At 69.6% G+C, this 19,583-nt stretch carries 18 protein-coding genes; 7 read left to right on the plus strand and 11 right to left on the minus strand.

What is annotated here, in order from left to right:
• Positions 1-74: 74 nt before the first annotated feature.
• The 8 genes from VNJ48_RS02660 to VNJ48_RS02695 all read right to left on the minus strand — a co-directional run bounded on the left by VNJ48_RS02660 (position 75) and on the right by VNJ48_RS02695 (position 8,057).
• On the minus strand, positions 75-260 hold the full coding sequence (locus tag VNJ48_RS02660; protein WP_325598829.1) for a hypothetical protein: 186 nt from the start codon (positions 258-260) through the stop codon (positions 75-77).
• Positions 260-1,816 carry a long-chain fatty acid--CoA ligase gene (locus VNJ48_RS02665; RefSeq protein ID WP_325598830.1) on the minus strand — a complete coding sequence of 519 codons (1,557 nt, stop codon included), beginning with the start codon at positions 1,814-1,816 and terminating at the stop codon, positions 260-262. The genes VNJ48_RS02660 and VNJ48_RS02665 overlap by 1 nt, the downstream gene beginning before the upstream one ends.
• Before the next feature lie 39 nt (positions 1,817-1,855).
• Positions 1,856-2,293: an SRPBCC family protein gene (locus VNJ48_RS02670; protein WP_325598832.1), complete on the minus strand. Its 438-nt coding sequence runs from the start codon at positions 2,291-2,293 to the stop codon at positions 1,856-1,858.
• Positions 2,293-3,192, minus strand: a complete 900-nt coding sequence (locus tag VNJ48_RS02675; RefSeq protein ID WP_325598834.1) for a phosphoribosylaminoimidazolesuccinocarboxamide synthase — start codon at positions 3,190-3,192, stop codon at positions 2,293-2,295. Before VNJ48_RS02675 ends, VNJ48_RS02670 begins: the two co-directional genes overlap by 1 nt.
• Positions 3,193-3,213: 21 nt before the next feature.
• Positions 3,214-3,774: an antibiotic biosynthesis monooxygenase gene (locus VNJ48_RS02680; protein WP_325598836.1), complete on the minus strand. Its 561-nt coding sequence runs from the start codon at positions 3,772-3,774 to the stop codon at positions 3,214-3,216.
• A gap of 80 nt (positions 3,775-3,854) precedes the next feature.
• Positions 3,855-5,288 (minus strand): adenylosuccinate lyase, encoded by a 1,434-nt coding sequence (gene purB / locus VNJ48_RS02685; RefSeq protein WP_325598838.1) that lies wholly within the window; start codon positions 5,286-5,288, stop codon positions 3,855-3,857.
• Entirely contained in the window at positions 5,285-6,622 is a 1,338-nt protein-coding gene (gene purD / locus VNJ48_RS02690; protein WP_325598840.1) for a phosphoribosylamine--glycine ligase, read from the minus strand. The genes purB and purD overlap by 4 nt, the downstream gene beginning before the upstream one ends.
• 151 nt (positions 6,623-6,773) lie before the next feature.
• Entirely contained in the window at positions 6,774-8,057 is a 1,284-nt protein-coding gene (locus VNJ48_RS02695; RefSeq protein ID WP_325598842.1) for an adenylosuccinate synthase, read from the minus strand.
• Positions 8,058-8,235: 178 nt separating this feature from the next.
• On the opposite strand from VNJ48_RS02695, the gene VNJ48_RS02700 reads away from it, so the two are divergent.
• Positions 8,236-9,141 carry a diacylglycerol/lipid kinase family protein gene (locus tag VNJ48_RS02700; protein ID WP_325598927.1) on the plus strand — a complete coding sequence of 302 codons (906 nt, stop codon included), beginning with the start codon at positions 8,236-8,238 and terminating at the stop codon, positions 9,139-9,141.
• On the opposite strand, the gene VNJ48_RS02705 is transcribed toward VNJ48_RS02700, so the two are convergent.
• Positions 9,138-10,127, minus strand: a complete 990-nt coding sequence (locus tag VNJ48_RS02705) for a helix-turn-helix transcriptional regulator (protein WP_325598844.1) — start codon at positions 10,125-10,127, stop codon at positions 9,138-9,140. The two genes, VNJ48_RS02700 and VNJ48_RS02705, sit on opposite strands and share 4 nt — an antisense overlap.
• Before the next feature lie 230 nt (positions 10,128-10,357).
• On the opposite strand from VNJ48_RS02705, the gene lysS reads away from it, so the two are divergent.
• The 4 genes from lysS to VNJ48_RS02725 all read left to right on the plus strand — a co-directional run bounded on the left by lysS (position 10,358) and on the right by VNJ48_RS02725 (position 16,170).
• On the plus strand, positions 10,358-12,088 hold the full coding sequence (lysS, locus tag VNJ48_RS02710; RefSeq protein WP_325598846.1) for a lysine--tRNA ligase: 1,731 nt from the start codon (positions 10,358-10,360) through the stop codon (positions 12,086-12,088).
• Positions 12,089-12,158: 70 nt separating this feature from the next.
• Positions 12,159-13,481, plus strand: coding sequence for a hypothetical protein (locus VNJ48_RS02715; protein ID WP_325598848.1), 1,323 nt, complete (start codon positions 12,159-12,161; stop codon positions 13,479-13,481).
• A gap of 27 nt (positions 13,482-13,508) precedes the next feature.
• Positions 13,509-13,925 (plus strand): DUF3151 domain-containing protein, encoded by a 417-nt coding sequence (locus tag VNJ48_RS02720; RefSeq protein WP_325598850.1) that lies wholly within the window; start codon positions 13,509-13,511, stop codon positions 13,923-13,925.
• 133 nt (positions 13,926-14,058) lie between these two features.
• Complete coding sequence (locus VNJ48_RS02725) at positions 14,059-16,170, plus strand: M14 family zinc carboxypeptidase (RefSeq protein WP_325598852.1); 2,112 nt, start codon at positions 14,059-14,061, stop codon at positions 16,168-16,170.
• A gap of 75 nt (positions 16,171-16,245) precedes the next feature.
• Here VNJ48_RS02725 and fbaA read toward each other — a convergent pair whose 3' ends face one another.
• Positions 16,246-17,280, minus strand: coding sequence for a class II fructose-bisphosphate aldolase (fbaA, locus tag VNJ48_RS02730; RefSeq protein ID WP_325598854.1), 1,035 nt, complete (start codon positions 17,278-17,280; stop codon positions 16,246-16,248).
• Between the two features lie 223 nt (positions 17,281-17,503).
• Here fbaA and VNJ48_RS02735 point away from each other — a divergent pair, with 223 nt between their 5' ends.
• Positions 17,504-18,067, plus strand: coding sequence for a sigma factor-like helix-turn-helix DNA-binding protein (locus VNJ48_RS02735; protein ID WP_325598856.1), 564 nt, complete (start codon positions 17,504-17,506; stop codon positions 18,065-18,067).
• Between the two features lie 6 nt (positions 18,068-18,073).
• Here the strand turns inward: VNJ48_RS02735 and VNJ48_RS02740 are convergent, their stop codons facing one another.
• The gene (locus VNJ48_RS02740; RefSeq protein WP_325598858.1) at positions 18,074-18,742 is read right to left on the minus strand and encodes a TrmH family RNA methyltransferase; all 669 of its coding nucleotides are present in this window, start codon (positions 18,740-18,742) and stop codon (positions 18,074-18,076) included.
• 33 nt (positions 18,743-18,775) lie between these two features.
• Between VNJ48_RS02740 and VNJ48_RS02745 the strand changes: the two genes are divergently transcribed.
• Positions 18,776-19,510, plus strand: coding sequence for a DedA family protein (locus VNJ48_RS02745; protein ID WP_325598860.1), 735 nt, complete (start codon positions 18,776-18,778; stop codon positions 19,508-19,510).
• Positions 19,511-19,583: the final 73 nt, after the last annotated feature.

The following is a 19,583-nucleotide window of genomic DNA, read 5'->3' on the forward strand; positions in this document are numbered from 1 at the left end:
CTGTCGACGAGGCAAACGTGAAAGTCGCCCTCCTCGGCCGTGTCACCGTCTTCGGACCACCACCGGATCGTGCGTCACCCCAGCTTGCGCACGGCCACGATGAGCAGCGCCACGCCCAACCCGGCGACGACGGGCCCGATCATCGCCCAGATGTCCACGCCGGTCATCGGGCTGCCCTTGAGATAGCCCAACCCCTGGAGCGCCCACACGGATCCGACGAGGGTCATCAGGACGCCGAGCACGATCAGGAGCGGTTTCATCAGCTCAGCTCGCGCTTGAGGATCTTGCCGGTCGCCGTCATCGGCAGCTGGTCGACGAACTCCACGATCCGGGGGTACTTGTAGCTGGCCATCTGCTCCTTGCTCCACCCGACCAGCTCGTCCTCGGTCAGGTCGGTCTCCTTGTCCCGGATCACCACGGCCTTGATCTCCTCGCCGTGGCTCTCGTGCGGCACCCCGATCACGGCCACCAGGCTGACGCCCGGGTGGGTCATCAGGACCTCCTCGACCTCGCGCGGATAAACGTTGTAGCCGCCCCGGATGATCATGTCCTTCGACCGGTCGACGATGTAGTAGAAGCCGTCGTCGTCCCTGCGCCCGAGGTCGCCCGAGCGGAACCAGTCGTCCCGGATCGCCTCGTCGGTCGCGTCCGGTCGACCGTAGTAGCCCTTCATGATGTTGGGGCCCTTGATCGCGATCTCGCCGATCTCCCCGTCGGCGTCGGACCAGTCCCCCGGCTCCGGACTGATCAGCTTCATCTCGACGCCCGGGATGGGGATGCCGATGGAGCCCACGCGGACCTCTTCGCCGTACGGCGAGAAGCTCGCGACCGGCGAGGTCTCGGAGAGCCCGTAGCCCTCGAGGATCGTGACACCGAAGCGCTTCGCGACGTCCTTGTGCACCTCCACCGGGAGCGCCGAGCCCCCCGCTGCTGCGATGCGGAGCGTGCCCGCCAGTGCCGCGACGTCGACCCCGGAGTCGTCGAGCGCACCAAGGAGTCCCCAGTACATCGTCGGCACTCCGGCGAAGAACGTCACGCCTTCCTTCGCCATCGTCTTCAGCGCCGCGTCGGCCTCGAAGCGGGGCAGCATCACCACGGTCCCGCCGAAGGCGAAACCGCCGTTCATGATCACCGTCTGGCCGAAGGAGTGGAAGAGCGGCAGCACGCACAGATAGGTGTCGGGCCGGCCGGCGTCCGCGCCGAAGAGATCAGTGCCGGCCAGTGCGTTGGAGACCATGTTGCGGTGCCGCAGCTCGGCGCCCTTCGGCTGCCCGGTCGTGCCGGAGGTGTAGAGGATGACGGCCGTGTCGTCGTCGCTGACCGCGACGGACTCGAAGCCCGGCGACTGGCCGGCCATGGCCTGGCCGAGGGTCTCGGTGCCCGCGATCGCCGACTCGGCGGTTGGGTCGACGGTGATCATGAAGAACTGCTCACACGAGTCTGTCTGCTCGAAGCCGGCGTAGCCCTCCTGGCCGATCGGCAGCTCGTCGGTGCCCTGGAAGCAGAAGTAGGCCTTCGCGTCCGAGTCGTCGAGGTGGTAGGCCACCTCGCGGCCCTTCAGGAGCACGTTGAGGGGCACGACGGTCGCGCCGGCCTTGAGGATCCCGTAGTAGACGATCGGGAAGTACGGCAGGTTCGGGCAGCTCAACGCCACCTTGTCACCGGGCTGGATGCCCCGGGAGACCAGCAGGTTGGCCACTTGGTTGGCCGCGCCGTTGACCTGTGCGTACGTCAGCCGGGTATCCCCCAGGACCACCGCTTCGCGGTCGGGGTGGGCGTCGGCCGTTTGCTCGAGCAAGGAGGCGAGTTGGGGCATGCCGCCAACCTACCCAGCCGGCCCGAGTTGTCCATGGGCTCAGGGCGTACGGCGCTCGAGGAGCTTCTTCGCCTTGCGCAGGTCGCCACCGATGGCCAGGCCGGCCAACGCGCCGCCCACCGCCGCAGGTAGGGCGTACAGGCGCCGCCCGACGATCGCTCCGTCAGCAACGACGAGACACCCTCCAGCGGTCTCCTCGAATGTGAGCCCCAGCGTCATCTCCACACCCCGCCAGGAGCCGCGCTCCGCCCAGGCGACTGGGCGCTGGAACTGGACGACCTCCATCCGGGGATGCACTCCGATCACCATCGTCTCCACCCACGACATGGCCAGGTGTGGCTCCGCACCCGGATCGGACACCGTGACCGAGTGGAGCGAGGACTGCCACTCGGGACGGTTGCGCGGGTCACCGAGGTAGTCGAAGACCACCTCGCGCGGCACCGCCATCGCCACCGTGGAGCGGAACCTGCGTGCCATCAGAAGCGTTCGCCGGTCAACAACTCGTAGGCTTCGACGTATCGCGTCCGCGTCCGCTCGACCACCTCGGCCGGCAGCGCCGGCGGCGGGCCGCCCGCTGCCCGGTCCCAGCCGGCGGCGTCGCTGGTGAGCCAGTCGCGGACGATCTGCTTGTCGTAGGCCGCCTGCGCCCGCCCGGGCTGCCAGTCGGCGGCCGGCCAGAAGCGACTCGAGTCCGGGGTCAGCACCTCGTCGGCCAGGACGGTGGAGCCGTCCGGGCGTGCTCCGAACTCGAGCTTCGTGTCGGCCAGGATGATGCCGCGCTCGCGGGCCAGGTCGTGCGCGTACTTGTAGACCTCCATCGTCAGCATCCGCAGCTCGGCTGCCTCGTCGTCCCCGACCGCCTCGATCACCGCCTCGTAGTCGACGTTCTCGTCGTGGTCGCCGACGGCAGCCTTGGTCGCCGGCGTGAAGATCGGCTCCGGCAGTCGTGACCCGTCCTGCAGGCCGGCGGGGAGCACGATGCCGCAGACCTCGCCGCCGGTGCGGCGGTAGTCGAGGAGGCCGGTGCCGGTGAGGTAGCCGCGCGCCACGCACTCGACGGGATACATGTCGAGCGCCTCGCAGATCACGGCCCGACCCGCGACGTCCTGGGGGACGTCGGTGGAGACGAGGTGGTTGCCGATCAGGCCCTTCAGCTGGTCGAACCACCACAGCGACATCCGGGTGAGGATCTCGCCCTTGTCCGGGATCGTCGCGTCGAGCACGAAGTCGAAGGCGGAGATCCGGTCACTGGCGACCATCAACAGCCGGCCCGCGTGCTCCCCCTCCTCGATCCGGTAGAGGTCACGGACCTTGCCGGAGTGCAGGTGGGACGCGCCGGAGATCGAAGGCGCCACGGGAATGTTGGGGTCGGCCACGGGGCGAGACTAGCGAGGCGGTCAGCGGTGCAGCCACCACGCCATCCGGCGCGTGACCCACGGCAGCAGCACGTAGGTCATCAGCGGCGTCATGACGAGCACGGACGCGAGCACCCGCAACGGCAGCGGCCAGTCGCCGATGAGCTGGCCGGAGAGCCAGTTGGCGGTCAGGCTCAGGGGGAAGAAGACCAGGAAGATCGTCACCATCTGCTTGTAGCGAGGCGGCGGCGACGTCGGGGTGCTGGCGGCAACGACGGTGACCGGCTCGTCGAACCATCCCTCGATGCCCGTACGCCGCTCGACGCGCGTCTCCCCGATCTGGCCCTGAGCGGCCTCGAGCCACCACGCCCGCTGCGGGCTGGCCTCCCACGCGGCGAGCGCGTCGGCGTCGGCGAAGCGATAGAGCATGTGCCAGTCAGGCGACTCCTCCGACGGGCGCACCCAGCCGCTGCCGAGGAAGCCGTCGAAGCGCTCCGCGAGCGACGTCCCTGCTTGCACCCACGCGAGCATTTCGCTCGAGCGGGACGGGTCGACGTGCCGGGTGACGGAGGTCGTGACCGGAGTGGCGACGGAGGCAGACATACCCCGATTGTCCGCGCCCGACCCCGCTTCCACCCAGCCGAGGACGACGAGATCCCGGCCACGTCGCCAGGACGGGCGACCTACAGGATCGCGCCCGGGGTGTACGCCGCAGCGCCGGGGTGCCGCTGGACGACGTCCTCCACCCGGACGAGCACGGCCTGCACCTGGAGCCGCGCTGCCCCGGTGAACTGGAGCGGGTCCTCGACGAGCGCATCGATCTGCTCGCGGGAGAGCCCGAGGCGGGAGTCGGCGGCGAGCCGGTCGAAGACGTCGTTCTCCGCCTGGCCCCGGCGCATGTCGAGGGCGACGCCGACGGCCGCCTCCTTGATCGCCTCGTGGGCGACCTCACGCCCGACGCCGGCCCGGACCGCGGCCATCAGCACCTTGGTGGTGGCCAGGAAGGGCAGGTAGCGATCGAGCTCGCGCTGGATCACGGCGGGGAACGCCCCGAACTCGTCGAGCACGGTCAGGAAGGTCTGGAACAGCCCGTCGGCGGCGAAGAAGGCGTCGGGCAGCGCCACTCGGCGTACGACCGAGCAGGACACGTCGCCCTCGTTCCACTGGTCGCCCGCGAGCTCGCCGACCATGGAGAGGTAGCCCCGGATGACGACCGCGAGACCGTTGACGCGCTCGCAGGAGCGGGTGTTCATCTTGTGCGGCATGGCCGACGAGCCGACCTGGCCCTCCTTGAAGCCTTCGGTGACCAGCTCGATGCCGGCCATCAGCCGGATCGTGGTCGCGAGGTTGGAGGGCCCGGCCACCAGCTGCACCACGGCGCTGAGGACGTCGAAGTCGAGCGAGCGGGGGTAGACCTGACCGACGCTCACCAGACGGTGGTCGAAGCCGAGGTGTGCCGCGACCCGCGACTCCAGGTCGTCGAGCAACGCGTCGTCACCGCCGAGCAGGTCGAGCATGTCCTGGGCCGTCCCCATCGGGCCCTTGATGCCGCGCAGCGGGTATCTCGCCAGGAGCTCCTCGACCCGCTGCAGCGCGATCAGCATCTCGTCGGCGATCGTGGCGAAGCGCTTGCCCAGCGTCGTGGCCTGGGCGGCGACGTTGTGCGAGCGCCCGGCCATGACGGTCGCCTCGTGCTCGGAGGCGAGCCGCGCGAGGCGGGCCAGCGTCGCCACGGCCCGGTCACGCAGCAGCTCCAGCGACTGCTTGATCTGGAGCTGCTCGATGTTCTCGGTCAGGTCGCGGCTCGTCATCCCCTTGTGGATGTGTTCGTGCCCGGCGAGCGCAGCGAACTCCTCGATGCGCGCCTTCACGTCGTGCCGGGTGATCCGCTCCCGGGCGGCGATCGAGTCGAGGTCGACCTGGTCGACAACTGCTTCGTAGGCCTCGACGACACCGTCGGGCACGTCCACGCCGAGGTCGCGCTGGGCACGGAGCACGGCGATCCACAGCTGGCGCTCCAGCACGATCTTGTGCTCGGGGCTCCAGATGGCGGCGAGGTCGGCGGCGGCATACCGGGTGGCCAGGACGTTGGGCACGGGCGTTCGGGTCGTCTTCATCGTCGCTCCTGGTCGAGTCGAGTGATTGGTCCCGCCGCGGATGGAGCCACTTCATCACTCGACTCGGCAGAGACGAGCGAGGCACCCTCGACGACACCCAGCGGCTCGGCCGCGATGTCGCGGCGCCACTGCGCGCCGGGGTAGGAGATGGTGGCGATGCCTTCGTAGGCCTTGGCGCGGGCATCGGCGACATCGGAGCCGATGGCGCGTACGGCGAGGACGCGGCCACCCGCAGTCACGAGCCCAGCTGAGGTGCGGACCGTCCCCGCGTGGATCACGTCCACGTCGACCTCCTTGTCCAGGGTCTCCGTGCCGACGATGACATCACCGTTCGAGGACGACTGGGGATAGCCGGCGCTGGCCATCACGACGGTCACCGCCGCACCCCCGGTGAAGGTCGGAGCGGGTACGGCGCCCAGGTCACCGTCGGCAGCCGCCTTGAGGAGAGCGCCCAGGGGGGAGCTGAGCAGCGCCAGCACCGGCTGGATGTCGGGGTCGCCGAAGCGGCAGTTGAACTCGATCACCCGGGGCCCGTGGACCGTGAGGGCCAGGCCGACGTAGAGGGTGCCGACGAACGGGGTGCCTCGCCGGTTCATCTCGTCCAGGGTCGGCTGCACGACCGACGTGAGCACGGCGTCGGCCAGGTCGGGTGGCGCCCACGGGAGGGGCGAGTAGGCGCCCATGCCGCCGGTGTTGGCGCCGAGGCCACCGTCGAAGATCCGCTTGAAGTCCTGCGCCGGCTGCAGTGCCCGCGCCGTACGCCCGTCGCAGACCGCGAAGAGCGAGACCTCGGGCCCTTCCAGGAACTCCTCGATCACCACCCGGTCGCAGGTCGCTGCGTGCGCCAGCGCCTCGGCCCGCGACGTGGTCACGACGACTCCCTTGCCGGCGGCGAGCGCGTCGTCCTTCACCACGTATGGCGAACCGAGCTCGTCGAGGGCGGCGGCCGCCTCGTCCGGGCCGACACAGACGCGCGACCGGGCGGTCGGCACGCCCGCGGCGGCCATCACGTCCTTGCTGAACGCCTTCGAACCCTCGAGCTGCGCGGCCGCGCGGGACGGCCCGAAGACCGCGATCCCCACCGCACGGACAGCGTCGGCGACCCCGGCCACGAGGGGCGCCTCGGGTCCGATGACCACGAGGTCGACGCCGAGCCCGACAGCCAGCGACGCGACTGCAGCCCCGTCCATCGGATCGACCTCGTGCAGCGTGGCTACCTGTCCGATACCGGGGTTGCCGGGTGCTGCGTGCACCTCGCTGACTCCCGGGTCAGCGGCGAGCCCGACCGCGAGTGCGTGCTCGCGGCCGCCGGTGCCGATGACGAGAGTCTTCACGGGCGGTGATCCTATCGGCGCCCGAGGGCCTGCCCGTACCCGATCGGGCGAGCGCGACGTCGTCCGTCCCGAGATCCTCAGGTGGTTACCGAACAGTCAGGGGGTCGACGGTCCCGATCGGCCCCTTGACTGTTCGGTAGCGGCTGGTCGCTCAGTCGTGGACGACAAGCGTCTCCTCGCGGCCGGGGCCGACGCCGACGCCCCAGATCTTCGCGCCCGAGATCTCCTCGAGGGCCAGGACGTAGCCTTGCGCGTTCTTCGGCAGGTCCGCGAAGGTCCGGCACCCGGAGATGTCCTCCTGCCACCCGTCGAAGAACTCGTAGACCGGCTTGGCGTGGTGGAACTCCGTCTGCGTCATCGGCATCTCCTCCACCCGCTGGCCGTCGATCTCGTAGGCCACACAGACCGGGATCTGCTCCCAGCTGTCGAGGACGTCGAGCTTGGTCAGGAAGAACTCGGTGAGACCGTTGACCCGCGAGGCGTAGCGAGCGATGACGGCGTCGTACCAGCCACAGCGACGGGTGCGCCCGGTCGAGACACCGACCTCGCCACCGATCCGCTGGAGCTCGGCGCCGTCGTGGTCGAACAGCTCGGTCGGGAAGGGACCGGAGCCGACGCGGGTCGTGTAGGCCTTGATCACGCCGATGACGCGGTCGATGCGGGTCGGCCCGACGCCCGCGCCCGTGCAGACCCCGCCGGCGATCGCGCTGGAGGAGGTGACGAAGGGATAGGTGCCGTGGTCGACGTCGAGCATGGTGGCCTGGGCGCCCTCGAAGAGGACGGTCTCGCCGGCGTCGAGCGCCTGGTTGAGCAGGAGCGAGGTGTCCGCCACCAGTGGTCGCAACCTGTCGGCATACGACAAGAGCTCCTCGACCACGGCGTCGACCTCGACCGCTCGACGGTTGTAGACCTTGGTGAGCAGGTGGTTGCGCACGTCGAGCGCCGACTCGACCTTCTGGTGCAGGATGCCCTCGTCGAACAGGTCGGCCACGCGGATCCCGACGCGATTGATCTTGTCGGCGTAGGCCGGGCCGATGCCCCGGCCGGTGGTGCCGATCTGGTTCTTGCCGAGGAACCGCTCGGTGACCTTGTCGATGGTCGAGTGGTAGGACGCGATGATGTGCGCGTTGGCGCTGACGACGAGTCCGCCGAGCTCGACACCGCGCTCGAGCAGGCCGTCGAGCTCGCGGAACAGCGCCTCGGGAGAGACGACCACTCCGTTGCCGATGACGCTCGTGGCCCCCGGCGTGAGGATCCCGCTCGGCAGGAGGTGGGTGGCGAACTTCTCGCCGTTGACGACGATCGTGTGACCGGCGTTGTGGCCGCCGCTGGTCCGCACGACGTAGTCGATGGTTTCGGTCGTGGCAAGAAGGTCGGTGGCCTTGCCCTTGCCCTCATCGCCCCACTGGGCACCGAGTACGACGATCGCGGGCATTGCAGCCCTCCTGAGGTGAGACGGCACGGAAAAACAAAGGAACCCCGGCGCAAGTGCACCGGAGCTCTTGCGGCCACACGTTAGCGCACCGGGACGGCAGCATCCCACTCGCGCCAGCCACGGTCTCGTACGCCCGGCAGCACCTGCTCGCGTCGGCTACTGTCCGGGCGTGGACCCCATGCTCGTGATCACCAACTCAGGTGCCGGCACCGCCGACGAGGAAACTCTCGAGCAGGCGCTGTCGATCCTGCGTCAGGCCGTGTCGATCGAGGTCGCTGCGACCTCCAACCCGGGCGAGCTCGACGGTGTGCTCCACCGTGCGGGGTCTCGCCGGATCGTGGTGGCCGGCGGGGACGGCAGCCTGCACGCGGTGGTGGCCGCGCTGCACCGGCGCAACGAGCTGACCGGCAAGACGCTGGCCCTGCTGCCGCTCGGCACGGGCAACGACTTCGCGCGCGGCACCGACATCCCGCTCGACATCGAGGACGCGGCGCGGCTGGTGCTCGAGGGGGAGGCTCGACCGGTCGACCTGATCGTCGACGAGACCGGGGGGATCGTCGTCAACAACGTGCACGTGGGGGCCGGCGCCCAGGCCAGCCGCAAGGGCCACAAGTGGAAGAACCGCCTCGGCAGCGTCGGTGTCGGGAAGATCAACCTCGGCAAGCTCGGCTATCCCATCGGCGCCCTGCTCGCTGCCTTCGAACCGCCCAGCCAGCGGCTGCGCGTGGAGGTCGACGGCAAGGTCGTCAACGACCTCGACCGGCCCGTGCTGATGGTCGCGGTCGGCAACGGAGCCAATGTCGGTGGAGGCACCGAGCTCACACCCGATGCAGACCCGGAGAGCGGGAGGATGGACGTGATGATCTCGCGCGCCGTCAGCGTGCACGCCAAGCTCGGCTACGTGGCCAAGCTGCGCAAGGGCGAGCACCAGGAGCGCGACGACGTCGTCTACCTCCGCGGGGCCGAGGTGTCCATCCGGGGCGAGGAGTTCTACGTCTCGGCCGATGGTGAGGTGTACGGCCCTGAACGTGGCCGGACATGGCGCATCGAGCCTGCGGCGTACAACATGGTGCTCCCGCACTAGATCCAGCCGCGACGGCAGGCCTCGACGCCCGCCTGGAACCGCGTGTCCACGCCGAGATCGGCCATCATCGCCGCCACGCGGCGCCGGACGGTCCGCAGGCTGATGCCGAGCTTGCGCGCGATGATCTCGTCGGTGGCACCGGCGACCAGCTGCTCGAGCAGGAACCGTCTCAAGTCGGGTCGTGCCTCCCCCATGTCGAGGTCGGGGACCGGTGCCGCCTGCGCCCAGAGCGACTCGAACCAGTAGGTCAGCGCCGTGACGATCGAGCGCTGTCGGACGTGCACGCGCGGCTCGTCGCTGATGCCGAGCGGCTCCGGCAGGACGGCGTGGTCCTGGCCGAGGATGAACATGCGGGTGGGGAGCTCGGGGATCACCCGGATCTGCTCTCCGATCCGGGCTCGGTTCTGCAGGGCCTCCGGAGCCTCGGACAGTGCGCGCACCGGATAGATGGCGCGCGACTTGCGGCCGGTGGCGATGACCTGGGCGAGCGCCTCGCTCAGTGCCGCCTCCCGCGGCATGGCCCAGGCATCGGGGCGAAGCCACAGCATGTCGCCGCGGCTGCTGCGCAACATCTGGCTGAGCATCTCGAGGGGGTTGCCGCCCGAGCTCAGCTCGCCGTCGATCGGCCGGACGTCCGCGACGTCGCTCTCGTCGGGGCGCGTCGAGGCCGCCACCAGGTGCGGCACCACGTCGGCCAGCGCCGTCAACCGCGCTCCTGTCGTCTCCGCCACGCGCGCTTCGCGCTGGACCAGGGCTGCGACGACGCTCGGCAGGGGCGGCACGATCAACCGTTTGTCCTCCAGCCGCACCAGGCCCATCTCGAGCAACGGCCCAAGGTCGTGCAGCAAGTGGTCGAGACTCAGCTGCACGAGGCGGGCTACGCCCAGGAGCGTGTGACCTGAGGCCGGGACGACCTTGAAGTAGAGCTCCTCGGCCGCCCGGTCGAGACCGAGGGCGGCAAGGGCAGACGACCTGACGGGGGGCATTTTGGCAGATTAGTGCCACCGGCATGCACGAGCCAGTGTGGCAGGCAGCGGCCACGCATACTGGTTCCCTCGTGTCGCTCTGGGGGAGCGACAGGAATGCTCCGCACAGGGGCCAAGCGTCGGAGTCGCCACGGGGGACGACTCCGACGCTTCTGCGTTTCGCTAGACCTCCCGAACGGCCGATAGCCTTGCCGCCCGAGCGAGACCGAGCAGGGAGAGACGGCACACCGATGGCACGCGGCGGCAAGCAGGGCGGACAGCACGGCGGGCACCCCGACGGCCCAACCGACTGGGTGAGCCGAGCCGCGGACGACGCGGTCCGCCACGCGGGCGAGGGCAACCTCGTGACCGTCGCCTCCGGAGCGAGCCCGTCGGGCCCGATCCATTTCGGCAACCTGCGCGAGTTCCTCACCCCCCACTTCGTGGCCGAGGAGCTGCGCCGGCGCGGCCTCGCCGTGCGCCACCTCCACTCGTGGGACGACTACGACCGCTTCCGCAAGGTCCCTGCCGGGGTCCCCGCGGAGTGGAGTGACCACATCGGTCGGCCCCTGAGCGCCGTACCGGACCCGTGGGAGTGCCACGCGTCGTGGGCCGATCACTTCACCGAGCCGCTGCGCGCCTCGCTCGCCGAGATGGGCGTGCAGATGGAGGAGATCAGCCAGACGCAGATGTATCAGGCCGGCACCTACCGCGAGCAGATCCTGCACGCCATCAAGCACCGCGACCGGATCGAGGAGGTCCTCGGTCGCTACCGCACCAAGGCCGCGCCTGCGGCCGAGACCGAGGAGGAGGCCGCCGAGCTGGCCGAGTCGGTGGCCAACGAGGACAGGGATGACAACGGGTCCGGAGGCTCTGCCAATCCTTGGGCCCGCTTCCCCTACAAGCCCTGGTGCGGCCAGTGCGGACGCGACACGACCGACATCACGGCCTACGACGACGAGACGACCGACCTCGCTTACACCTGCCAGGTCTGTGGCTTCACCGGCTCGACCAACGTCGCCACCCAGGACGGCGGCAAGCTGGTCTGGAAGGTCGACTGGCCGATGCGCTGGGCGTGGGAGAAGGTCAACTTCGAACCAGCCGGGCTGGACCACATGACCCCCGGGTCGAGCTACACCGTGGGCCAGGAGCTGGTCTCCTCGGTCTTCGACTGGCAGGCACCCTCGCGGGTCACCTATGCCTTCGTCGGCATCGCCGGGATGCAGAAGATGTCGTCGTCGAGCGGCGGGGTCCCCACCCCCGGCGACGCCCTCGCCATCCTGGAAGCACCGATGGTCCGCTGGCTCTACACCCGCCGCACACCCAAGCAGGCGTTCACGATCGACTTCGGACCCGAGGTGGTCCGGTTGTACGACGAGTGGGACGCGCTGCGACGCAAGGCCGCCGACCCCGCGAAGCGCGACGCCCAGGTGCTCGCCTTCGAGCGGGCCTCCTTCACGCACGACGGCGGTCCGCTGCCCGTGCCCGCGGTCGCCGTCCCGTTCCGGACCCTGTCGTCGATCGCCGACGTCACGGCCGGCTCGGCGCAGCTGATCAGCACGGTGGTCGAGCACGTCGGCTTCCCGCACTCCTCGGTCGACGAGCTCGAGCCACGACTCGCCCGGGCGATGGCCTGGACGGCCTCCCTGCCTGCTGACGAGCGCACGACGGTGCGCGAGACCCCCGACACCGACCGGCTCGCGGCGCTGAGCGAGGACGAGGAGCTCTGGCTGCGGATCTTCCTGGACCGGCTGCCCGACCACCTCGAGCTCGAATCGGTGACGACCGTCGTCTACGGAGTGCCCAAGGTCGCGCGCGGCCTCGGCTTCGAGGACGCCCCGACCGACCAGGTCAAGGCGGACCAGAAGGACTTCTTCACCCTCCTCTACAACTTGCTGGTCGACGCCGACCGGGGCCCGCGCCTGCCCACCCTGATCGTGGCGCTCGGCCACGACAAGGTCCGCAACCTGCTCGGCGCCTGACCGCGACAACTTCTCGACTACCTCGCGGGTCTCATCGGCGAACCGCCCGGAAGACGACCAAGGAGCAGACATGCGACCGATTGCTGTGTTGACGGCCACGATGACCGCCGTCCTGGCTGTGGGAGCCCCCGTCGCCGTCCAGGCCCCTGCCCTCGCGGGCGAGCCCGCTGAGGTGCGCTGGGAGAACCGCATGGCGCAACAGGCCCTCTGGAGTGAGGCCATCGACATCGCCGTCTCCATCGACGGCGCCACCGCCTACGCCGTGGGCACCTCCCTGGCGGACGTCGGGGACCACGAAGCGCCGTTCGTGCACGCCGTCGACGTCGCGACCGGGGCAACCCGCTGGAGCACGACCCTCGACCAGGGCATGTCGGTCCTCGACGTCGAGGTCAATGCGACCACCGGGCAGGTGCTGATCGGCGGGACCCGGTGGAGCGGCGGCCAGAACGAGGCGGTGGTCACGGCCTTGACCACCGCCGGCGAGCAGGCGTGGACGACGGCAGTGCCGGGACGTCAGCTCCACGGCATGACCGTGGACGCGGTCACCGGTCGGGTGTGCGCTGCCTCGGCGACCGGCACCGGCGGCACGTGGACGACCCGGTGCTGGTCCGCCAGCGGGCAGTCGGTGTTCTCCCGGGACTACCGATCCCGGTCGAACTCGTGGCCCGAGGCCATCGTGATCGATGACGTCACCCACCGGGTCTTCGTCGTGGGCGCGCGGACGCGGAACTCCCGCGCACTGGTGACGACGCTGGCCTACTCCGGCGGCGGCAAGACCCTGTGGCGCCGATCGACCCGGGCGGAGGAGACCTATCCCTCCGTCCAGGACGTCGCCATCGACTCGCGGACGAAGCGGCTCTACGTGCTGCTCGACGAAGGTCGCCGCGCGGTCCTCATCGGCCAGCGCACCACCGACGGCACGCAGGCGTTCAAGCGCACCTTCGGCTCCGGCCGGCCGAAGACCCCCCGCCCCCTGTTCGTCGACGTCCTCCCGCGCTCACACCGCGTGGTCGTGACCAGCCACGCGAAGCCGCGATATCGGGGCACGCTGCGCTACTTGGCCAGGGACGGCAGGCAGGTCTCGCTCACCGGCTTCAGCGCGTGTTGCGACCTCACCCGTCCGGTCGTGGACCCGACGACGGACCACCTGTCCATCGGCTGGGGCCCGGGAACCTTCGATGACGGCGTGCCCATGGACGACGAGGGTGTCGGCGCGGCCACCTGGGACACACGCGGCAACAGGGTGAGGGACCTCGAGATCTCGCCTGCTGGGCAGGTGCGCGCCGTCGCTGCGATCACGTCCGCGGGCCAAGACCTGCTGGTGTTCGGCGACCGACCTTTCTCCGACGCCGACGGTGCGCCGAGGGGGTCCTTCTTGGTCGCGGTGCGCTGAGTGCGCACCACCTGAGAGACTGCACGCATGAATCACGTCGACCTGATGGCTGGTCCCCCGCCCACGCACCTGCCCGTCGACCCGGCGGCTGCCGAGCTCGCCAACGGCGAGGACCCCGCAGCCGTCGTACGCCGTCACCCGGCCTCCCCCGCCGCGTGGGCCGGGCTGGCCGAGCAGGCGAAGAGCGCCGGCGCCGACGACGTGACGGTCTACGCCTACTCGCGCGTGGGCTACCACCGCTCCCTCGACATGCTGCGCCGCAACGGATGGAAGGGCCACGGCCCCGTGCCGTGGGAGCACGAGCCCAACCGCGGTTTCCTCGAGTGCCTCGCGATGCTCGCGCTGGCCGCTCGCGCGATCGGCGAGACGCCCGAGTGGGGGCGCTGCTCGGAGTTCCTGCGCGACTCGAGCCAGTCGGCGTACGACGCCCTCCTGCACGACTGACCCCGAGTCCGCCGGTCGGTGAGCCCGCTGGCGCAAAAATTCTCCGACAGGGTCGCGTGACCTCCGCCACGGATCGCCGTTGAACCTCACATGCCGCGACGATCCGCGGCGGACCACGGCCCTTGGAGGAACCATGCAGCTCCGGAAGTCTCGGCACCGTCACCTCGCTGCGGGAGCGCTCGTCGCCCTCGCGCTCGGCGCAACCACCCTCAGCGTCCCGACGTCCGCGCAGGGAAACCCGCTCATCGAGGCGTTTGCGCCCCAGCTCGTCACCGTCGACACCCCGACGCGGGCCGACAAGGCTCTGCTGCAGACCCTGGGCCTCGACCTCACTGAGCACGCCGGCCATGACTACATCGAGGTCGTCCTGCACAGCGCCGCCGACCTGCAGGCACTGAAGGCCGCTGGTTTCACCTACGACGTGCGCATCCCCGACCTCCTGCGCCGCCAGGGCGAGATCAACCAGATCGACAAGCTCTTCGCAGCCACGACGCTGCGCACGGCGCTGCCCTCGGGCCGCGACGCCTACCGCACCCTGGCCGACTTCAACTCCGAGATGAAGGCGCTGGCCACCAACAACCCCGGGCTCGTCAAGCTGCTCGAGATGCCCGAGAAGACGCTGGACGGGCGGACCGTGTACGGCGTCGAGATCGCCACGAACGTCGCCGCCAAGGACGGTCGCCCGACGTTTGCGATGTTCGGTGTGCACCACGCCCGCGAGTGGCCCTCCGGCGAGCACGCCATGGAGTTCGCCGTCGACCTCGTCAACGGCGCCCGCGCCGGGGACCCCAGGATCACGAGCCTCCTCGAGCGCGGCCGCATGGTCGTCGTGCCCGTCGTCAACGCCGATGGCTTCCACCTCTCCCGCACCGACGGCGCGCTGGTCGACCTGCGCGAGGCTGACGGGGGCGGCACCGCGACGATCCTCGGCACCCCCGGCAACGCCTACAAGCGCAAGAACTGCCGCGTCGTGGACGGTCAGGACACCCCCGACGGCACCTGCGCGGGCTTCAGCGCCACCAGCCCCGGCGGCTTCGGCGTGGGCGTCGACCCCAACCGCAACTACGGCGGGTTCTGGGGCGGTCCCGGGGCATCGGAGACCTTCGCCGACCCGACCTACCGCGGCGCCGGCCCCTTCTCGGAGCCCGAGACGCGCAACGTGCGCCACCTGATCTCCACGCGCCAGGTGACGATGATGATCTCCAACCACACCTTCTCCAACCTCGTGCTGCGTCCCAACGGCGTCAACCCGACCACCATCGGTCACGACGGGCTGCCGGTCGGTGACGCTCCCGACGAGCAGGCGATGAAGGAGGTCGGCGCGCAGATGACGGCGAACAACGGGTACGCCAACATCCACGGCTGGGAGCTCTACGACACCACCGGCACCACCGAGGACTGGTCCTACAACGCGACCGGTGGCTACGGCTTCACCTTCGAGATCGGTCCCGACGAGTTCCACCCGCCGTTCGCCCAGGTCGTCGACGAATACATCGGAGCCGGGCAGTACGCCGGCAAGGGCAACCGCGAGGCCTACCTCGTGGCCTTCGAGACCGCCGTCAGCCGCACCAGCCACGCCCTGCTCACCGGCAAGGCCCCGGCCGGGGCCACCCTGCGGTTGCGCAAGGAGTTCGTCACGCCGACGTGGAGCCCGGAGAACAACTTCACCGACTCGCTCGAGACGAGCATGGTCACCAGCGGCAGGACGTTTGCCTGGGACATCAACCAGTCCACCCGCCCGGTGGTCCAGTCCCGCCTCATCAAGCTGCTCGACGAGACACCGACCCGCTCGGAGACCTTCACCGGCACCGTTGCCCCGGCCACGTCGAACGACCACGAGTTCGTGGTGACCGAGGCCGACCAGGAGATCCTGCAGGTCGAGCTCGACTGGCCGACCCCGGACGACCTGGACCTCGAGGTCTACCGCAAGAACGCCGACGGCACCCTCACCGAGGTGGGCAGCTCGGGCAACTTCGTGAACGAGAAGGAGAAGGCGACGATCAACGCGCCGACGCCGGGGACCTACGTCCTGCGAGTGATCAACTTCGCGTCGGTCAGCCCGACCTACACGCTCACCGCGTCGCTCTTCAACTCAACCGAGCAGATGACGCCGCCGCAGGTCGAGTCGTGGACTCTCACCTGTGAGAAGAACGGCACCGTTCTCCAGACCGCCTCGATCGTGGTCGACCGTGGCCAGCAGCTCAGCGTCGACCTGAAGGAGTGCACCCGCCGCTTCGGTCGCTGACTCCCCCCGAGAAGTCGACGCCCGCCTCCCACTGGGAGGCGGGCGTCGTCGCGTATGGCGGTGCGCGTCAGGGCGTCAGGAGCTCAGGGTGGTGCCTGCCGAACGGAGGTTCTGGCAGGCCTCGACGATGCGCTCGGCCATGCCGGCCTCACCCGCCTTGCCCCACGCTCGCGGGTCGTAGACCTTCTTGTTGCCGACCTCACCGTCCACCTTGAGGACGCCGTCGTAGTTGGCGAACATGTGCGCGGCGACGGGTCGGGTGAAGGCGTACTGGGTGTCGGTGTCGACGTTCATCTTGACCACACCGAAGTCGACGGCCGCACCGATCTCCTCGGCGGTCGATCCCGAGCCGCCGTGGAAGACGAGGTCGAAGGGCCGGGACCCGGCCTCGAGACCGAGCTCGGCGGCCACCGCGGCCTGCGCCTCACGCAGGATCTCGGGGCGCAGCTTGACGTTGCCGGGCTTGTAGACACCGTGGACGTTGCCGAAGGTCAGCGCCGTCATGTAGCGGCCATTCTCGCCGGCACCGAGTGCACGCACGGTGGCAAGGGCGTCCTCGGGAGTCGTGTAGAGCTGGTCGTTGATCTCGTTGGCGACGCCGTCCTCCTCGCCTCCGACGACTCCGATCTCCACCTCGAGGATGATGCGAGCGGCCGCGCACTTCGCGAGCAGCTCCTCAGCGATCCGGAGGTTCTCGTCCAGCGGCACGGCCGACCCGTCCCACATGTGCGACTGGAACAGCGGCGCCTCGCCGCGAGCTACTCGCTCGGCCGAGATGTCGATCAGGGGCCGGACGAACCCGTCGAGCTTGTCCTGCGGACAGTGGTCGGTGTGCAGCGCGATGTTCACGGGGTAGTGCTTGGCCACCTCAGCGGCGTACGCCGCAAAGGCCACCGATCCGGTCACCATGTTCTTGATGCTGGGCCCGGAGAGATATTCGGCGCCGCCGGTCGAGATCTGGATGATCCCGTCCGAGCCGGCGTCGGCGAAGCCCTTGAGGGCGGCATTGAGGGTCTGGGACGAGGACACGTTGATGGCCGGGAACGCAAAGGACTTGTCCTTTGCGGCGTCCAGCATCTGCGCGTAGACCTCGGGAGTTGCGATGGGCATGTGAGCGCTCCTCGGAAGACAGCCGTGCTTGTCGCCACGACCCTAGTGGCTACTCCGGGGGCGGCGAACGCCGAGGCGGCGGGCGAGGGCTGACCACTGGGCGTCTGAGCAACTGAATGGGTCAACTGGTCTGGTCCAGTTGTGCCTCGGCAACTAAATGGCTCTCCGCTGCGTCATTGGTGCAGGAACAAAACTGCCCGACCCGGGCAAAGGGGGCACCACGATGACCAGCAGCATCGACTGGGCGCACGAGATCGACTCGTCGCTCGACGGCACCGACCGGCCGCACGCGGCGTACGTCGCAACGTCCCGCGCGACCCGGTGGCGCCGACGCACACGACCGACCGGCCCGGCGTTCTTCGACTATGCCGCCCACCGGGAGCCACACATCCGCCGACTGGCACACGCCATCTGTTGTGACTGGGCCCAGGCGGAGGCCCTGGTCGGGGAGATCCTCACCCGGCTCGACGAGGGGTGGCACCGGGTCGCGCGGCCCGAGGATGCCGACGCCTTCGTCCACCGCACCCTCGCGCGAGTCGCGGTGACCGACTCCCCCACCCCGCGCAGCTGCAACGTCCACGGGGACGGCTACCCGATCGAGGACGAGACCCTGCTCTTCGACGGGCTCCAGTCCCTGACGGCCATCCAGCGCAAGGCCTTGGTGCTGCACGACTGGCTGGACCTGCCGGTCGACGAGGTGGCCGCGGCCATCGGGATCAGCGCCGACCAGGTGCTGCTGCACGCCGCTCGCGGCCGCTCGGCCCTCAACTTCCTGCTGCCGGCCTGAGCGGTCTCAGCCGCGCCAGGCGTCGTCGGCAGACAGATCGGCGTACTCCCGGATCCACGAGTGCATGGCGATCGCCGCCGCCGCGCTCGCGTTGATCGAGCGGGTCGAGCCGAACTGGGCGATGGAGAACGTGCCGTCGCACGCCTCGCGTGCTGCCGCGGACAGACCCGGGCCCTCCTGGCCGAAGAGGAAGCAGACGTTCCGGGGCAGCGCCATCGTCTCGAGGTGCTCGCTCCCGGGCAGGTTGTCGATCCCCAGGAGCCGGACGTCGATGCCGTGGAGGTACGCCGCAAGGTCGGCGGCGCTCTCGTGGTGCCGCACGTGCTGGTATCGGTCGGTGACCATGGCCCCGCGACGGTTCCAGCGGCGGTTGCCGACGATGTGGACCTCGGCCGCCAGGAACGCGTTGGCGGTGCGCACGACGGTGCCGATGTTGAAGTCGTGCTGCCAGTTCTCGATCGCGACGTGGAAGGCGTGTCGTCGGGTGTCGAGGTCGGCGACGATGGCCGCCATCGTCCAATAGCGGTAGCGGTCCACCACGTTGCGCCGGTCGCCGTCGCGCAGCAGCGCCGGGTCGTACTCGTCCCCCTCCGGCCACTCCCCCACCCAGGGACCGAGCCCGACCTCCGCCGGACCATGGGGCATCGGGTCGTACGGCGCCCGCTGCTCGTCCATGGGAAGAACCCTAGGCCCCGATAAGGTGACCGCGTGACCTTGCTGATGGAGCTCCAGCCCCTGCTTCTGGGAATGGACTGGATGGACCCCAACTGGCTCCTCGACCGATTCGGTGGCGAGCTGTTCTGGCTCAGCCTGGCGATCATCTTCGTCGAGTGCGGACTGTTCTTCCCCTTCCTGCCGGGAGACTCGCTGCTCTTCGCGATGGGCCTCTTCATCGCCACGGGACAGATCGACGTCTTCGCCGGCCCGCCCTGGCTCGAGCTGGTGGTCGCGCTCGCGCTGTACACAGCCGCCGCAGTGCTGGGCAACATCGCTGGCTACGAGATCGGGCGGGCAGTAGGTCCGAGCCTCTACGAGCGCGACGGCCGGGTCCTCAAGCGCAAGTACTTCGACCAGACGACGGCGTTCTTCGACAAGCACGGCAACAAGGCCCTCGTGATCGGCCGCTTCGTGCCCTTCGTGCGGACCTACGTCACCGTGGTCGCCGGCGTGACGCGCATGGACCGCGGCCGCTTCTTCCTCTGGAGCCTGGTCGGCGCGGTGGGGTGGGTCTTCTCGATCACCCTCCTCGGCTACTTCCTGGGCGCCACGTTCGAGTCCCTGGGCGAGAACATCGACAAGGCGATCATCGTCATTCTCGCCTTCTCCGTGCTGCCCATCGTCTGGGAGGCGTGGCGGCACAGGCGCACCTCGGGGCCTGAGGCCGAGGACAACGACCGCGACGGCGTGCCGGACCGCGACGTCACCGGTCTAGACGTCAATTAGTTCATTTGCCGTTACCGCTGCGTGCATCTCCCGTAACGTCACTGTTGATTGACACCGAACCGCGGGCCGGTTC

The organism is Nocardioides sp., from assembly GCF_035576065.1.
Classification (GTDB): Bacteria; Actinomycetota; Actinomycetes; order Propionibacteriales; family Nocardioidaceae; genus Nocardioides.

Bases quoted from the DNA above. Each gene is read 5' to 3' on its own strand.
- VNJ48_RS02665 (WP_325598830.1), bottom strand. From the start codon at position 1,816: ATGCCCCAACTCGCCTCCTTGCTCGAGCAAACGGCCGACGCCCACCCC.
- VNJ48_RS02725 (WP_325598852.1), top strand. From the start codon at position 14,059: ATGCAGCTCCGGAAGTCTCGGCACCGTCACCTCGCTGCGGGAGCGCTC.
- VNJ48_RS02735 (WP_325598856.1), top strand. From the start codon at position 17,504: ATGACCAGCAGCATCGACTGGGCGCACGAGATCGACTCGTCGCTCGAC.
- VNJ48_RS02695 (WP_325598842.1), bottom strand. From the start codon at position 8,057: ATGCCCGCGATCGTCGTACTCGGTGCCCAGTGGGGCGATGAGGGCAAG.
- fbaA (WP_325598854.1), bottom strand. From the start codon at position 17,280: ATGCCCATCGCAACTCCCGAGGTCTACGCGCAGATGCTGGACGCCGCA.
- VNJ48_RS02720 (WP_325598850.1), top strand. From the start codon at position 13,509: ATGAATCACGTCGACCTGATGGCTGGTCCCCCGCCCACGCACCTGCCC.
- VNJ48_RS02715 (WP_325598848.1), top strand. From the start codon at position 12,159: ATGCGACCGATTGCTGTGTTGACGGCCACGATGACCGCCGTCCTGGCT.
- lysS (WP_325598846.1), top strand. From the start codon at position 10,358: ATGGCACGCGGCGGCAAGCAGGGCGGACAGCACGGCGGGCACCCCGAC.
- VNJ48_RS02660 (WP_325598829.1), bottom strand. From the start codon at position 260: ATGAAACCGCTCCTGATCGTGCTCGGCGTCCTGATGACCCTCGTCGGA.
- VNJ48_RS02700 (WP_325598927.1), top strand. From the start codon at position 8,236: ATGCTCGTGATCACCAACTCAGGTGCCGGCACCGCCGACGAGGAAACT.
- VNJ48_RS02670 (WP_325598832.1), bottom strand. From the start codon at position 2,293: ATGGCACGCAGGTTCCGCTCCACGGTGGCGATGGCGGTGCCGCGCGAG.
- VNJ48_RS02705 (WP_325598844.1), bottom strand. From the start codon at position 10,127: ATGCCCCCCGTCAGGTCGTCTGCCCTTGCCGCCCTCGGTCTCGACCGG.
- VNJ48_RS02740 (WP_325598858.1), bottom strand. From the start codon at position 18,742: ATGGACGAGCAGCGGGCGCCGTACGACCCGATGCCCCATGGTCCGGCG.
- VNJ48_RS02680 (WP_325598836.1), bottom strand. From the start codon at position 3,774: ATGTCTGCCTCCGTCGCCACTCCGGTCACGACCTCCGTCACCCGGCAC.
- purB (WP_325598838.1), bottom strand. From the start codon at position 5,288: ATGAAGACGACCCGAACGCCCGTGCCCAACGTCCTGGCCACCCGGTAT.